Here is a 13,360-nt window from a genome sequence, read left to right as displayed (position 1 = left end):
CGGCGTCAGCCGCCCGTCAGTTCCCTGAGCGCGATGTTGAGGCGCAGCACGTTGACGCGGGGTTCACCGATGAAGCCGAGGGTGCGCCCCTCGGTGTGGTCGGCGACCAGCTTCCCGACCTGTCCGACCGTCAGGCCGTTCTTCTCGGCGACGCGGTGGACCTGGAGTTCCGCGTAGCGCGGGGAGATGTGCGGGTCCAGGCCGGAGCCGGACGAGGTGACGGCGTCCGGGGGCACGTCGGAGGGCTCGGGCGTCCAGCCCCCGGCCGTGTTGTCGTCGATGACGGCCTGTTTGGCGTCGGTGACCCACCGGATCAGTTCCTCGTTGTCGCCGGAGCGGTTGGTGGCGCCCGACAGGATCAGCGCGTACTGGGTGTTGACGCTGTTGGTGCCCAGTCCGTTGGAGGGCCGGGGCTGGAACCACCGCAGGTCCGGGCGCGCTGCCTCCTCCGGGTCAGCGGGGTTCCGCTTCGGCAGGTCGTAGCGCTGGCCGATGAGGGCGGAGCCGACGACCTCGCCGTCGCTCCTGATCTCGGAGCCGTTGGCCCTGCCGGGGAACAGCGCCTGCGCGGCACCGGTCACCGCGAGGGGGTAGAGGACACCGCACAGGGCGGTCAGGACCAGCAGGGCCCGCAGGCCCGCGCCGATCAGCCGGGCGGTGCCGGAGAGGGAGTTGTTCATGGTGGTCGTCACCCGATGCCAGGGATGAGGGAGATGAGCAGGTCGATGAGCTTGATGCCGAGGAAGGGCGCGACCAGGCCGCCGAGCCCGTAGACGGCGAGGTTGCGGCGGAGCATGCGGTCCGCGCTGGTGGGCCGGTAGCGCACGCCCTTGAGGGCGAGCGGCACCAGGGCGACGATGATCAGCGCGTTGAAGATCACCGCGGAGAGGATGGCGGTCTCGGGCGAGGCGAGGCCCATGATGTTGAGCTTGTCGAGGCCCGGATAGGCGACGGCGAACATCGCGGGGATGATCGCGAAGTACTTCGCGACGTCGTTGGCGATGGAGAACGTGGTCAGGGCGCCGCGGGTGATCAGGAGCTGCTTGCCGATGGCGACGATCTCGATGAGCTTGGTCGGGTCGGAGTCGAGGTCGACCATGTTCCCGGCCTCCTTGGCGGCCGAGGTGCCGGTGTTCATCGCGACGCCGACGTCGGCCTGCGCGAGTGCGGGTGCGTCGTTGGTGCCGTCGCCGGTCATGGCGACGAGCCTGCCGCCGGCCTGCTCGCTCTTGATGAGGGCCATCTTGTCCTCGGGGGTCGCCTCCGCCAGGAAGTCGTCGACGCCCGCCTCCTCGGCGATGGCCTTCGCGGTCAGCGGGTTGTCACCCGTGATCATGACCGTCCGGATGCCCATCCGGCGCAGTTCCGCGAACCGTTCCCGCATGCCCTGCTTGACGACGTCCTTCAGATGGATGACGCCCAGCACCCGGGCCCCGTCGGCGTCCTCGGCCGCGACCAGCAGCGGGGTGCCGCCGGCCTGCGCGATCGCCTCGGCCGTGCGGCCCGCGTCGGCCGCCACCTCGCCGCCGCGTTCGGCGACCCAGGCGAGCACCGAACCGGCCGCCCCCTTGCGGACCCTGCGGACCGCGCCGTCCTCGACGAGGTCGACGCCGCTCATCCGGGTCTGCGCGGTGAAGGCGACCCACTCGGCGTCCGCGAGCTCGCCCTGCTGCCGCTCGCGCAGACCGTACTTCTCCTTCGCCAGGACCACGACGGAGCGTCCTTCGGGCGTCTCGTCGGCGAGGGAGGAGAGCTGGGCGGCGTCGGCGAGCCTCGCCGCCGTGACGCCCTTCACCGGCACGAACTCGGCTGCCTGGCGGTTGCCGAGGGTGATGGTGCCGGTCTTGTCGAGCAGCAGGGTCGACACGTCGCCCGCCGCCTCGACCGCGCGGCCGGACATGGCGAGCACGTTGCGCTGCACCAGGCGGTCCATGCCGGCGATGCCGATGGCGGACAGCAGGGCCCCGATGGTCGTGGGGATCAGGCAGACGAGCAGGGCGACCAGGACGACCATGGACTGCTGCTGTCCCGCGTAGACCGCGAACGGCTGCAGGGTGACGACCGCGAGCAGGAAGACGATGGTGAGGGACGCGAGCAGGATGTTGAGCGCGATCTCGTTGGGCGTCTTCTGCCGGGCGGCCCCCTCGACGAGGGCGATCATGCGGTCGATGAAGGTCTCGCCGGGCTTGGTGGTGATGCGGACGACGATCCTGTCGGAGAGGACCTTGGTGCCGCCGGTGACGGCCGACCGGTCGCCGCCGGACTCACGGATGACCGGAGCGGACTCGCCCGTGATGGCGGACTCGTCGACCGAGGCCACACCGTCGACGACGTCGCCGTCGCCGGGGACGAGGTCGCCGGCCTCGCAGACGACGAGGTCGCCGATCCGCAGCTCGGTGCCCGGCACGTGCTCCTCGGCCCCGTCCACGAGGCGGCGGGCGACCGTGCCGGTCTTGGCCTTGCGCAGGGTGTCCGCCTGGGCCTTGCCGCGTCCCTCGGCCACCGCTTCCGCGAGGTTGGCGAAGATCGTGGTCAGCCACAGCCAGCCGGCGATCGCCCAGCCGAACCAGTCCCCCGGGTCCTGCACGGCGTAGACCGTGGTCAGCACCGAGCCGACCAGGACGACGAACATCACGGGTGACGTGATCATCACGCGCGGGTCGAGCTTGCGGATCGCGGCCGGCAGCGACCGGAGCATCTGCCGGGGGTCGAACAGCCCGCCGCCGACCCGGCCTGCCGGCGGGTGGCCGCCGGCCGGATCGCCGTGCGGTGCCGCCGCGGGAGCGGACAGGGACATCGTGTCCTCGTGCTTCTTCGTGTCGGTGGTCATGACGCCAGTCCTTCGGCGAGCGGCCCCAGCGCCAGCGCCGGGAAGTAGGTCAGACCGGTGATGATCAGGATGGTGCCGACGAGCAGGCCCGAGTAGAGGGGCTTGTCGGTGCGCAGGGTGCCCGCGGTCGCGGGGACCGGCTTCTGCTGCGCGAGGGAGCCGGCCAGCGCGAGGACGAACACCATGGGCAGGAACCGGCCGAGCAGCATGGCGATGCCGATGGTGGTGTTGAACCACTGGGTGTCGGCGTTGAGTCCGGCGAACGCGGAGCCGTTGTTGTTGGCGCCGGAGGTGTAGGCGTAGAGGATCTCCGAGAAGCCGTGCGCGCCGGAGTTCGTCATCGAGTCGCCGGGCGTCGGCAGGGCCATCGCGGCGGCGGTGAAGCCGAGCACGAGGGCCGGGGTGATCAGGATGTAGCAGGCCGCGAGCTTGATCTCGCGGGTGCCGATCTTCTTGCCGAGGTACTCGGGCGTGCGGCCGACCATCAGGCCGGCGATGAACACCGCGATGATCGCCATGATCAGCATGCCGTAGAGGCCGGAGCCGACGCCGCCGGGTGCGATCTCGCCGAGCTGCATGCCGAGCATGGTGATGCCGCCGCCGAAGCCGGTGAAGGAGGAGTGGAAGGAGTTCACCGCACCGGTCGAGGTGAGGGTGGTGGCGACGGCGAAGAGGGACGAGCCGGCGATGCCGAAGCGGGTCTCCTTGCCTTCCATCGCACCGCCGGCGATGTCGAACGCCGGTCCGTGGTGGGCGAACTCGGTCCACATCATCAGCGCGGTGAAACCGATCCAGATGGTGGCCATGACACCGAGGACGGCGTATCCCTGCTTCAGCGATCCGACCATGCGCCCGAAGGTGCGGGTGAGGGCGAACGGAATGAGGAGGATCAGGAATATCTCGAAGAGGTTCGAGAGCCCGCCGGGGTTTTCGAAGGGGTGGGCCGAATTGGCGTTGAAGTAGCCGCCGCCGTTCGTTCCCAGTTCCTTGATGACTTCCTGGGAGGCGACCGCTCCGCCGTTCCACTGCTGGGTGCCGCCCATGAACTGGCCGACCTCGTGGATCGGGGCGAAGTTCTGGATGGCGCCGCACGCCACGAGGACGAGCGCGCCGATCACGGAGATCGGCAGCAGAATCCGGACGGTGCCGCGGACGAGGTCGGACCAGAAGTTGCCGAGCTCTCCGGTGCGCGAGCGGGCCAGTCCGCGCACCAGCGCGACCGCGACGGCCATGCCGACGGCGGCGGAGACGAAGTTCTGCACCGCCAGGCCGCCGGTCTGGACGACATGGCCCATGGCCTGCTCGCCGTAGTACGACTGCCAGTTGGTGTTCGCCACGAAGGACGCGGCGGTGTTGAACGCCTGGTCCGGGTCGATCGACGCGAAGCCGAGGGATCCCGGCAGGCTCCCCTGCAGCCGCTGCAGGGCGTAGAGGAACAGCACGCTCACCGCGGAGAAGGCGAGCACTCCGCGCAGATAGGCGGGCCAGCGCATCTCGACGTTCGGATTGGCGCCGATGCCCTTGTAGATCCACTTCTCCACCCGCAGGTGCCGGTCGGAGGAGTAGACCCGCGCCATGAAGTCACCGAGCGGGCGACAGGCCAGGGCGAGCGCGGCGATCAGGGCGAGCATCTGGAGGACGCCCGCGATCTGGGGACTCATATGCCGCTCAGAACCTCTCCGGACGAATGAGCGCGAGGACGAGATAGCCGAGCAGGGCGACGGCCACGACGAGGCCGACGATGTTTTCGGCGTTCACAGCTTCGCCACCCCCTTGGCTATGAGAGCCACCAGCGCGAATACCGCGGCCACGGTGACGACGAAGGCCAGATCGGCCATCGTGAGCTCCTGGATGAAGAGACGGGACGGAAAGGGAAGAGAGGGAATCGGCCAGGCGGCCGGATCTCAGCAAACCCCCGCCCCGGCGGGTCGTCGAACACCCTTGATGGGGCCCATACGGTGGAGCCGAATTCCTTGACGGCTCCCTTGCACCGGGTGTGACGGGGCCCACCCGCCGGCGCACCGGGCGATAGCCTCTCCCTGTGCCCGCACCCCGCCTGCATCGTGTCGCCGTCCTCGTCCTGGAGGGTGCGAAGCCCCTGGACGTCGGAATCCCGGCGCAGGTGTTCACGACCCGCGCGAGCATGCCGTACGAGGTGCGGGTGTGCGGGGCGGCGCCCGGTCTCGTGACGGGCGGCGACGGCCTCGCCTACTACGTCGCCCACGGTCTCGACGCGCTCGCCTGGGCCGACATCGTCTTCGTGCCCGGCTACCGGTTCCCCGACCGCGACGATCCGCCGCCGGCCGTGGTCGAGGCGCTGATCGCCGCCCACGCCCGGGGCGCGCGGCTCGCCGCCATCTCGACGGGCGCCTTCGCGCTCGCCGCCACCGGCCTGCTCGACGGCAGGCGCGCCACCACGCACTGGCACTACACCCGGGCGCTGGCGGCCCGGCATCCGCTCGTCCTGGTCGACGAGAACGTGCTGTTCGTCGACGAGGGCAGCGTGCTCACCTCGGCCGGCGCCGCCTCCGGGATCGACCTGTGCCTGCACATCGTGCGCGGCGATCTCGGTGTGGCCGCGTCCAACCACGCGGCCCGGCGGCTGGTCGCGGCCCCGTACCGCAGCGGCGGTCAGGCCCAGTACGTGCCGCGGAGCGTGCCCGAGCCGCTGGGCGAGCGGTTCGCCGCCACCCGCGAGTGGGCGCTGCGCCGGCTCGGCGAGCCGCTCACGCTCGATGTGCTGGCGCGGCAGGCGGGGGTGTCGCCGCGCACCTTCTCCCGGCGCTTCGTCGAGGAGACCGGCTACACGCCGATGCAGTGGGTGATGCGTGCCCGTGTCGACCGGGCCCGCGAACTGCTCGAACGCTCCCAGCTCGGTGTGGAGCAGATCGCCGCCGATGTGGGTCTCGGTACCGGGGCGAACCTGCGCCTGCACTTCCAGCGCATCCTCGGCACCACGCCGAGCGAGTACCGGCGCACCTTCACCCGGGGCGAGTGACCCCCAGCCGGACCCGGGCGAGTGCCCCTCCCACCGGGGCGGACGCCCGCCCGGCGCCGCCTGGCGGGATCCTTGTGAACCATGGCGATCCCGCCACTGTCAGCGGGGCGCGGCGCGAGCGAGCCTGGTGGGGAACCGAAGGGACACCACTCATGACTCGCATCGCCATCAACGGATTCGGCCGCATCGGACGCAATGTGCTGCGCGCGCTGCTGGAGCGCGACAGCACCCTCGAGGTCGTGGCCGTCAACGACCTGACGGAGCCCGCCACGCTCGCCCGGCTGCTCGCCTACGACAGCACCGCGGGCCGGCTCGGGCGCCCGGTGAGCGTCGACGGGAACACCCTCGTCGTCGACGGCCGCCGGATCGCGGTGCTGGCGGAGCGCGAGCCGGCGCAGCTCCCGTGGGCGGAACTCGGCGTCGACATCGTCCTGGAGGCCACCGGCCGCTTCACCTCGGCCAAGGCCGCCCGGGCCCACCTCGACGCGGGTGCGAAGAAGGTCCTCGTCAGCGCGCCCTCGGACGGCGCCGACGTCACCCTCGCGTTCGGGGTCAACACCGACGCCTACGAGCCGGCCGTGCACACGGTCGTCTCCAACGCCTCCTGCACCACCAACGCGCTCGCGCCGCTGGCCAAGGTGCTCGACGACCTCGCCGGCATCGAGCACGGCTTCATGACGACGGTGCACGCCTACACGCAGGAGCAGAACCTGCAGGACGGCCCGCACCGCGACGCCCGTCGCGCCCGCGCCGCCGGCGTCAACATCGTGCCGACCACGACGGGCGCCGCGAAGGCGATCGGGCTGGTGCTGCCGAACCTCGACGGCAAGCTGTCGGGCGACTCGATCCGTGTGCCGGTGCCGGTGGGCTCGATCGTCGAACTCAACACGACCGTCGCCCGCGACGTGACGCGCGACGAGGTGCTGGAGGCGTACCGCGCCGCGGCACAGGGGCCGCTCGCCGGTGTCCTGGAGTACTCGGACGACCCGCTGGTCTCGTCCGACATCACGGGCAACCCCGCCTCGTCGATCTTCGACTCGGCGCTGACCCGCGTCGACGGCCGCCACGTCAAGGTGGTCGCCTGGTACGACAACGAGTGGGGCTTCTCGAACCGCGTGATCGACACGCTGGACCTGCTCGCCTCCTCCTGACCGGACGCCGTGGGCCGGCCCCGCTCTTCGCGAGCGGGGCCGGGCCGCGGCGGGCCCGGAGGCGCCGGAGGCGGGTCAGGCCTGGCCGGTGTCGAAGCGGCTGATGCGCCCGTCGGTGACCTCGAACGCCCAGCGTGTGCGCATGCCGCCGAAGGTGTCGTTGGCGTAGTCGACGACGAGCGAGCGGCCGCCGTCGGATTCGCTCTCCACCTCCATGCGGCCGCCTGAGGACCAGATCTCCCGTTCCGTCCAGTCGTCGACATCGCGGTCGGTGCCGTCGTCGGTCATGGTCGCGCCCGGGGCGAGAAGTGCCTGGAACGCCTTCCGGTCACCGCTGTTGACGGCGCTGACGAAGGCGCGGACGGTCGGGTCGCTGAGTCGGTCCTGAGGGATCACTGGGGCTCCCGGTCATCGAGGGGGCTGGGTGTGTGCGGGGTCAAGGAGAGCACCCCCGCCCCGCCCCCGGAGGGACCGTCACCCGTTCGCCGTGCCCGCGCGGTGGCGTGCGACGGCAGGTGCCCGGGCTCCCTCCGCCGGGAGTCCGGGCAGCCGTCGTGCGTGTGCCGTGCGTGCGGGCCCGCGCCGGGAAGGCGGATTCACGGGTGGGGCCCGCCCGCGGGCCGGTCAGGCGGGGAGGTCGCCGGTGTAGCGGTAGATGTTGCCGGCCGCGTTGACCCCCCACACCGTGCCGTCCGCCGCGGCACCGATGTCGGACAGCCCGCCGGGGATCTGGATCCAGGGGTTGGCGTCGTTGTTGGTGTAGGAGTAGACGCTGTCGGCGGCGTTGACGCCCCACACGTTCGTCCGCGAGCCCGCGTCGATGCCCTTGAGCCCGCCGTTGATCTGCTTCCAGTGACCGCTCTCGTGGTCGCCGGTGTAGCGGTAGATGTTGCCGGCCGCGTTGACCCCCCACACCGTGCCGTCCGCCGCGGCACCGATGTCGGACAGCCCGCCGGGGATCTGCACCCAGGGACTCGCGTCGTTGTTGGTGTACCGGTAGATGTTCCCGGCCGAGTTCACGCCCCACACGTTCGTCCGCGAACCCACCGTGATGCGTGCCAGGCCGCCGTTGATCTGCTTCCAGTGACCGGCCTCGTGGTCGCCGGTGTAGCGGTAGATGTTGCCGGCCGCGTTGACCCCCCACACCGTGCCGTCGGCCCCGGCACCGATGTCGGACAGCCCGCCGGGGATCTGCACCCAGGGACTCGCGTCGTTGTTGGTGTACCGGTAGATGTTCCCGGCCGAGTTCACGCCCCACACGTTCGTCCGCGAACCCACCGCGATCCGCACCAGGGCCCCGCTGATCTGCTTCCAGTCGGCCATGCCGCCGACTCCCTTCGCTGGGGAATGCTGCCGTTGCATGGTCCCGAAGGGAAACGGTTCACCTGTTAAGCGAATTTTCCGAGTGATCATCCTTTTCGACCGGAAGACGGCGTTTACCGCGCCGGGGCGCAACCGCCGCACCAACACCCGCCGTTCCAGGCGCAGTCGACGTGACGTGATCCCCGATCATCCGAACGAGTGAACCCCGCCTCGGTCGTTGATGTTCCGCTTGCGGGAACGGCGCGAGGGGACCGGTCGCGGAGCCCCCGGAAAAGGCGTGGCGGACCGCGGCGACCGCTGCTAGCTTTCCTCGGGCCGTGCGAGAGAACGAGGAGGTGGTACCCGTGAACGCAGTGTCGACATGGGTGCTCCCCTCCGGGGTCACGGTCGGGCGATAGACGGCCCGGGAGCGCCGTTCCAGAGCTCTCCCGAAAGGCACGAACGTGCACTTCGTCTCCGAACAACTCCTCGACGGCGGCGTCCTCGAACGCCGCTTCACCCTCGACCGGATCCCCGGCATCCTGTGGACGCCCGTGTCCGCCTCCGCTCCGGTGCCGCTCATCCTCATCGGCCACCCGCCGCTCGGCCTGCCCCGGATGTATCCCCGACTGGCGGGGCGGGCCCGCCACTACGCGGCACGCCACGGCTTCGCCGCGGCGACCGTCGAGCTCCCCGGAAGCGGCGAGCGGCCCCGCTGGGCCGCGGCCGAACAGGCCCGCGCGGACCTGCGCCGGGCGCTGGAGGCCGGCGGACCGGTCGGCGGCGACATCGTCGACGCCCTCGTCATGCCGCTCGTCGAAAGAGCCGTCCCCGAATGGCGGACGGCGCTGGACGCCCTGCTGGCGCTGCCCGGGATCGGCGGCCCGGTCGGGTACGAGGGCGGAGTGATCTCCGTCGGTGTCCGCCTCGCGGTGGTCGAGCCGCGCATCGTGGCCGCCGGACTCTTCGCCGGGAGTCTCGTCCCCGCCGCCATGTTCGAGGAGGCCCGCCGGGTCACCATTCCGCTGCACGTCCTGCTGCAGTGGGACGACGAGGGCAACGACCGGCAGGCGGCCCTGGACCTGTACGACGCCTTCGGCTCGAAGGAGAAGACCCTGCACGCCAATACCGGCGGGCACACCGGCGTCCCGGCGTTCGAACTCGACACCGGGGCACGGTTCTTCGCCCGGCACCTCCTGACGTGAGGCCGTGCCCCGGGACCGGCGGAACGGCCGCCGGTCCCGGGGCACATCGGGACCGGCGGCCGGTGCCCGGGGGCTGTCCCTTCCCGCCCGGGCACCGGTCGCGCCGCACAGGCAGCGGCACGACGTCCGACGGGCACGCACCCTCCGAGCGGCTCGCGGACGACCTCTCTTCGGGGCCGGCGGGCACTCCGGATTGCCCGCCGGGCGGACATCACCCGATCGGAGCAGCGGCGGCTCAGGTCAGCAGGGTGCGCCAGCGGTCGGCCGACTCCTTCATGTCCTCCACGACCCGCTCCAGGAAGGTGCCCGCCCGGAGGAGCCGCCGGCCGACGGGCGAGCCGGGGCCGAGCGTCCCGGCCGCCTCCGTCGCGGCCCGGGCCGACGCGAGGGTCTGCCGGGCACTGATCGCGATCGAGTGGTACCAGGCCTCGTCGTCGACGACGTAGACGTCGCGCCGCCGCCGGGGATCGCGCTCGCGCCGGGCGTACCCGTGCCGGACCAGGTAGTTCACGGCCACGGAGACGGAGGCCGGGCTGACCTCCAGCCTGCGGACGAGCTCGGCCGCGGTACGCCTGCCGTCCTCGGACATCAGCAGGTCGACATGCACCCGCGCCATGGTCCTCGGCATCCCCGACGCGACCGCCAGCGCGACGATCCGGTCCTCCGTCGTGCCGCCCGGGGGCCTGCCCTCGCGGGAGGCGACGGGTGTGCCGCGCCGCGCCCGCCGCACCGTGGCCAGGTGGGCCTGCTGGGGCCGGTAGCGGCCGGGCCCGCCGTTGCGGGACACCTCCCGGCTGATCGTGGAGGTCGGGCGTTCGAGCCGGCGGCCGATCTCGGCGTAGGAGAGGCCGTCGGCGAGCCCGGCCGCGATGCGCTGGCGTTCCTGCTGGGTCAACCGTCCTCCTGGCATGCCGTCAGTATTGCCTTCGCCGCTATCCATTGCAACGCCCCGTTGCGTTCAAGCGCAGCCATTGCATCAATTTCCCTTGCTCCACCTGGGATGATGATCTCTCATCATTGACCACATCATGAACGCAACGTAGCGTTCGGGCAGTTGCGAACACGCCATATCGCGAAACGGGGATGGGTCGACATGAGTGAGTCCGTACACGCCGTCGGGGCACTGCCCGCGGAGCGCAGCACCGCCTGCCCCTTCGACCCGCCGGCCGAGCTGCTCGACGCCCGCCGGCACGGGCCGATCAGCCGCTACACCCATCCCGGGGGCAAACCGGGCTGGCTGATCACCGGGTACGAGATGGTGCGGTCGGTCCTGGCCGATCCCCGCTTCAGCTCGCGCAAGGAGCTCATGAACGTCGTCGACTTCGCGCTTCCTCCCGCGCCGCCCGGCGAGTTCCTCCTCATGGACGAGCCGGAGCACAGCCGCTACCGGCGGCCCCTGGTGGGCAGGTTCACCGTGCGGCGGATGCGGATGCTCACCGAGAGGATCGAGCAGATCACCGCCGGCTGCCTGGACGTCATGGAGGAGACCGGGCCGCCGGCCGACCTGGTGACCGCGTTCGCCAAGCCCATCCCCACCATGGTGATCTGCGAGATCCTCGGTGTGCCGTACGAGGACCGCGCCTCCTTCCAGGAGCAGATCGACACGTTCATGGGCGGGGAGGTCGGCGACGACGAGCTCATCGCCGCCTACACCGCGACGCAGGAGTACCTCGCACGGCTGGTGGCCGCGAAGCGCGCGGAGCCGACCGACGACATCCTCAGCGAACTCACCGGGAGCGAACTGACGGACGAGGAGCTGAAGGGGATCAGCCTCATCCTCCTGGCGGCCGGATTCGACACCACCGCGAACATGCTGTCGCTCGGCACCTTCGCCCTGCTGCGGAACCCGGAGCAGTTCGCGGCGCTGCGCGACGATCCCGCCCTCACCGACGGGGCCGTGGAAGAACTGCTGCGGTACCTGAGCGTCGCCAAGACGTTCCACCGGACGGCGCTGGAGGACGTCGAACTGGGCGGGCAGACCGTCCGGGCCGGCACGACGGTCGTCCTGTCGTACAACACCGCCAACCGCGACCCGGACCGCTTCGCCGACCCCCACGCACTCGACATCCGCCGGCAGGCCGCCGGACACCTGGCCTTCAGTCACGGCATCCACCAGTGCCTGGGGCAGCAACTCGCCCGGGTCGAGATGCGGGTCGCGTTCCGCGCGCTGGTCGACCGCTTCCCCACCCTGCGTCTTGCCGTCCCGCCCACGGAGGTCGTCCTGCGCCCGGAGACCGCGGACATCTTCGGCGTGAAGCGCCTCCCGGTCACCTGGGACGCGCGGTGAACGCGCCCCGGCTGAGCGTCGATCGGCAGCGCTGCATCGGCGCCGGCATGTGCGCCATGACGGCCCCCGACGTCTTCGACCAGGATCCGGACGACGGCCTCGTGCTCCTGCTCGACGCCGAGCCTCCCGCCGCCCGGCGCGCGTCCGCGCGGACCGCCGCCGGCGTGTGCCCCTCCGGTGCGATCACGCTCCACGAGGCGGACCCCCTGGGACATTGACCCATGATTCCGCCGGGGAAATGCACCCTGCCGCAGGTCGATCGGGGACCTAGCTTCGACGCATGACGACCGTTGACCACACACCGGGGACCGCCGCCGCCGGCCGCTCACCCCTCAGGGGGTGGCTGGCCGTGCTGGCGGTGACCCTGGGCATCTTCACCTTGATGACGTCCGAGCTCCTGCCCGTGGGACTGCTCACCCCGATCGGCTCCGACCTGGACGTCTCCGAGGGAACGGCGGGGCTCATGGTGACCGTCCCCGGACTGGTCGCCGCCCTTTCGGCGCCCCTGGTGACCGTCGCGACCGGGCGCGTCGACCGGCGCGTCGTTCTGGCGGTGCTGATCGGCACGGTCGGAGCCGCCAACCTGGCCTCCGCCTTCGCGACCGGCTTCACCGTCGTCCTGATCGCCCGCTTCCTGATCGGCGTCGGCGTCGGCGGCTTCTGGTCCCTCGCGGGCGGGATCGCGCTGCGCCTGGTGCCGGAGCGGCACGTCCCGCACGCCACCGCCGTCATCTTCGGCGGTGTGGAGACCGCTTCCGTCCTGGGCGTCCCCACCGGCACGTTCATCGGCGACCTCAGCGGCTGGCGCACCGCGTTCGCCGTCGTGGGCCTCCTCGGCCTGACGGCCCTGGTCCTGATGGTCTGTCTGATGCCCCGGGTGCCCGCCGCGCGCACCGTGACCTTCGCCGACCTGCCGGAGGTCCTGCGGGGCAACGCGGGCCTGCGCACCGGGATCGCCGTCACGTTCCTGGTCGTCACCGGCCACTTCACGGCCTACACGTTCGTGCGGCCGGTCCTCCGGGAGGACGGTGTCGACGGCGGCATGGTGGGCGTGATGCTGCTGGCCTTCGGTATCGCCGGGATCTGCGGCAACTTCGTCGCGGGGGCGCTGATCGCCCGACGGCTGCGGGCGACCGTGGCGGGCCTATCCCTCGTCCTCACCGCGGCCATGAGCGTGCTCGCGCTCACCGGCACCGGCGCCGTCACCACCGGCGCCCTGATGGTGCTGTGGGGCCTGGGCTACGGCGCGGTGCCGGTCACCCTCCAGAGCTGGATCCTGGACGCGGCGCCCCGGGCCACCGAGGCCGCATCGTCGCTGTACGTCTCCGCGTTCAACCTGTCCATCGCGCTCGGCGCGCTCCTCGGCGGGGCGGCCGTCGAATCCGCCGGCGCCGCTGGTGTGCTGTGGATCGGGGCCCTCCTCGCCTTTCTCACCCTCCCGTTGGTCCTGCGCCGGCCCTGCCGCCCGGGGGTCGCCGCCGGGCGGGCGGGCGAGGAGCCGAAGGCTTCCGGTACCCCGTCCGGCCTGGACCGGAGCTGACGGCCCCGGACGGGGTGCGGCGGCAGTGCTCGGGCAGGCGGCCCCGG

Annotated in this window: 13 protein-coding genes; 6 read left to right on the top strand and 7 right to left on the bottom strand. The window is 71.5% G+C overall.

The features are described 5' to 3' along the window. Window positions 1-5: 5 nt before the first annotated feature. Genes JE024_RS34775 through kdpF form a run of 4 tightly spaced genes read right to left on the bottom strand, consistent with a single transcriptional unit; the run spans window position 6 to window position 4,588 of the window. Window positions 6-680, bottom strand: a complete 675-nt coding sequence (locus JE024_RS34775) for a potassium-transporting ATPase subunit C (RefSeq protein WP_205378523.1) — start codon at window positions 678-680, stop codon at window positions 6-8. A gap of 8 nt (window positions 681-688) precedes the next feature. Continuing rightward, on the bottom strand, window positions 689-2,830 hold the full coding sequence (gene kdpB / locus JE024_RS34770) for a potassium-transporting ATPase subunit KdpB (protein ID WP_205377846.1): 2,142 nt from the start codon (window positions 2,828-2,830) through the stop codon (window positions 689-691). Continuing rightward, the gene (gene kdpA / locus JE024_RS34765; protein WP_205377845.1) at window positions 2,827-4,491 is read right to left on the bottom strand and encodes a potassium-transporting ATPase subunit KdpA; all 1,665 of its coding nucleotides are present in this window, start codon (window positions 4,489-4,491) and stop codon (window positions 2,827-2,829) included. Before kdpA ends, kdpB begins: the two co-directional genes overlap by 4 nt. A gap of 7 nt (window positions 4,492-4,498) precedes the next feature. Further along, on the bottom strand, window positions 4,499-4,588 hold the full coding sequence (kdpF, locus tag JE024_RS34760; RefSeq protein WP_205377844.1) for a K(+)-transporting ATPase subunit F: 90 nt from the start codon (window positions 4,586-4,588) through the stop codon (window positions 4,499-4,501). Between the two features lie 283 nt (window positions 4,589-4,871). Between kdpF and JE024_RS34755 the strand changes: the two genes are divergently transcribed. Together JE024_RS34755 and gap are read left to right on the top strand one after the other, a co-directional pair. Continuing rightward, entirely contained in the window at window positions 4,872-5,828 is a 957-nt protein-coding gene (locus tag JE024_RS34755) for a GlxA family transcriptional regulator (RefSeq protein ID WP_205377843.1), read from the top strand. A 152-nt stretch (window positions 5,829-5,980) separates the two neighbouring features. Then, the gene (gene gap, locus JE024_RS34750; protein WP_205377842.1) at window positions 5,981-6,979 is read left to right on the top strand and encodes a type I glyceraldehyde-3-phosphate dehydrogenase; all 999 of its coding nucleotides are present in this window, start codon (window positions 5,981-5,983) and stop codon (window positions 6,977-6,979) included. A 75-nt stretch (window positions 6,980-7,054) separates the two neighbouring features. On the opposite strand, the gene JE024_RS34745 is transcribed toward gap, so the two are convergent. Next, complete coding sequence (locus JE024_RS34745; protein ID WP_205377841.1) at window positions 7,055-7,375, bottom strand: nuclear transport factor 2-like protein; 321 nt, start codon at window positions 7,373-7,375, stop codon at window positions 7,055-7,057. Window positions 7,376-7,603: 228 nt separating this feature from the next. After that, window positions 7,604-8,302 (bottom strand): tectonin domain-containing protein, encoded by a 699-nt coding sequence (locus JE024_RS34740; protein WP_205377840.1) that lies wholly within the window; start codon window positions 8,300-8,302, stop codon window positions 7,604-7,606. 443 nt (window positions 8,303-8,745) lie between these two features. On the opposite strand from JE024_RS34740, the gene JE024_RS34735 reads away from it, so the two are divergent. Then, complete coding sequence (locus tag JE024_RS34735) at window positions 8,746-9,486, top strand: alpha/beta hydrolase (RefSeq protein WP_205377839.1); 741 nt, start codon at window positions 8,746-8,748, stop codon at window positions 9,484-9,486. A gap of 235 nt (window positions 9,487-9,721) precedes the next feature. Here the strand turns inward: JE024_RS34735 and JE024_RS34730 are convergent, their stop codons facing one another. After that, window positions 9,722-10,396 (bottom strand): MarR family transcriptional regulator, encoded by a 675-nt coding sequence (locus tag JE024_RS34730; protein WP_205377838.1) that lies wholly within the window; start codon window positions 10,394-10,396, stop codon window positions 9,722-9,724. Window positions 10,397-10,579: 183 nt separating this feature from the next. Between JE024_RS34730 and JE024_RS34725 the strand changes: the two genes are divergently transcribed. The 3 genes from JE024_RS34725 (at window position 10,580) to JE024_RS34715 (ending at window position 13,313) form a co-directional block, all read left to right on the top strand. After that, complete coding sequence (locus JE024_RS34725) at window positions 10,580-11,773, top strand: cytochrome P450 (RefSeq protein WP_205377837.1); 1,194 nt, start codon at window positions 10,580-10,582, stop codon at window positions 11,771-11,773. Beyond that, complete coding sequence (locus tag JE024_RS34720) at window positions 11,770-11,991, top strand: ferredoxin (RefSeq protein WP_205377836.1); 222 nt, start codon at window positions 11,770-11,772, stop codon at window positions 11,989-11,991. Before JE024_RS34725 ends, JE024_RS34720 begins: the two co-directional genes overlap by 4 nt. Window positions 11,992-12,053: 62 nt before the next feature. Beyond that, window positions 12,054-13,313, top strand: a complete 1,260-nt coding sequence (locus JE024_RS34715) for an MFS transporter (RefSeq protein WP_205377835.1) — start codon at window positions 12,054-12,056, stop codon at window positions 13,311-13,313. Window positions 13,314-13,360: the final 47 nt, after the last annotated feature.

This window comes from Streptomyces zhihengii (assembly GCF_016919245.1).
GTDB lineage: Bacteria > Actinomycetota > Actinomycetes > Streptomycetales > Streptomycetaceae > Streptomyces > Streptomyces zhihengii.
This window is presented reverse-complemented; position numbering and strand designations above follow the sequence as displayed.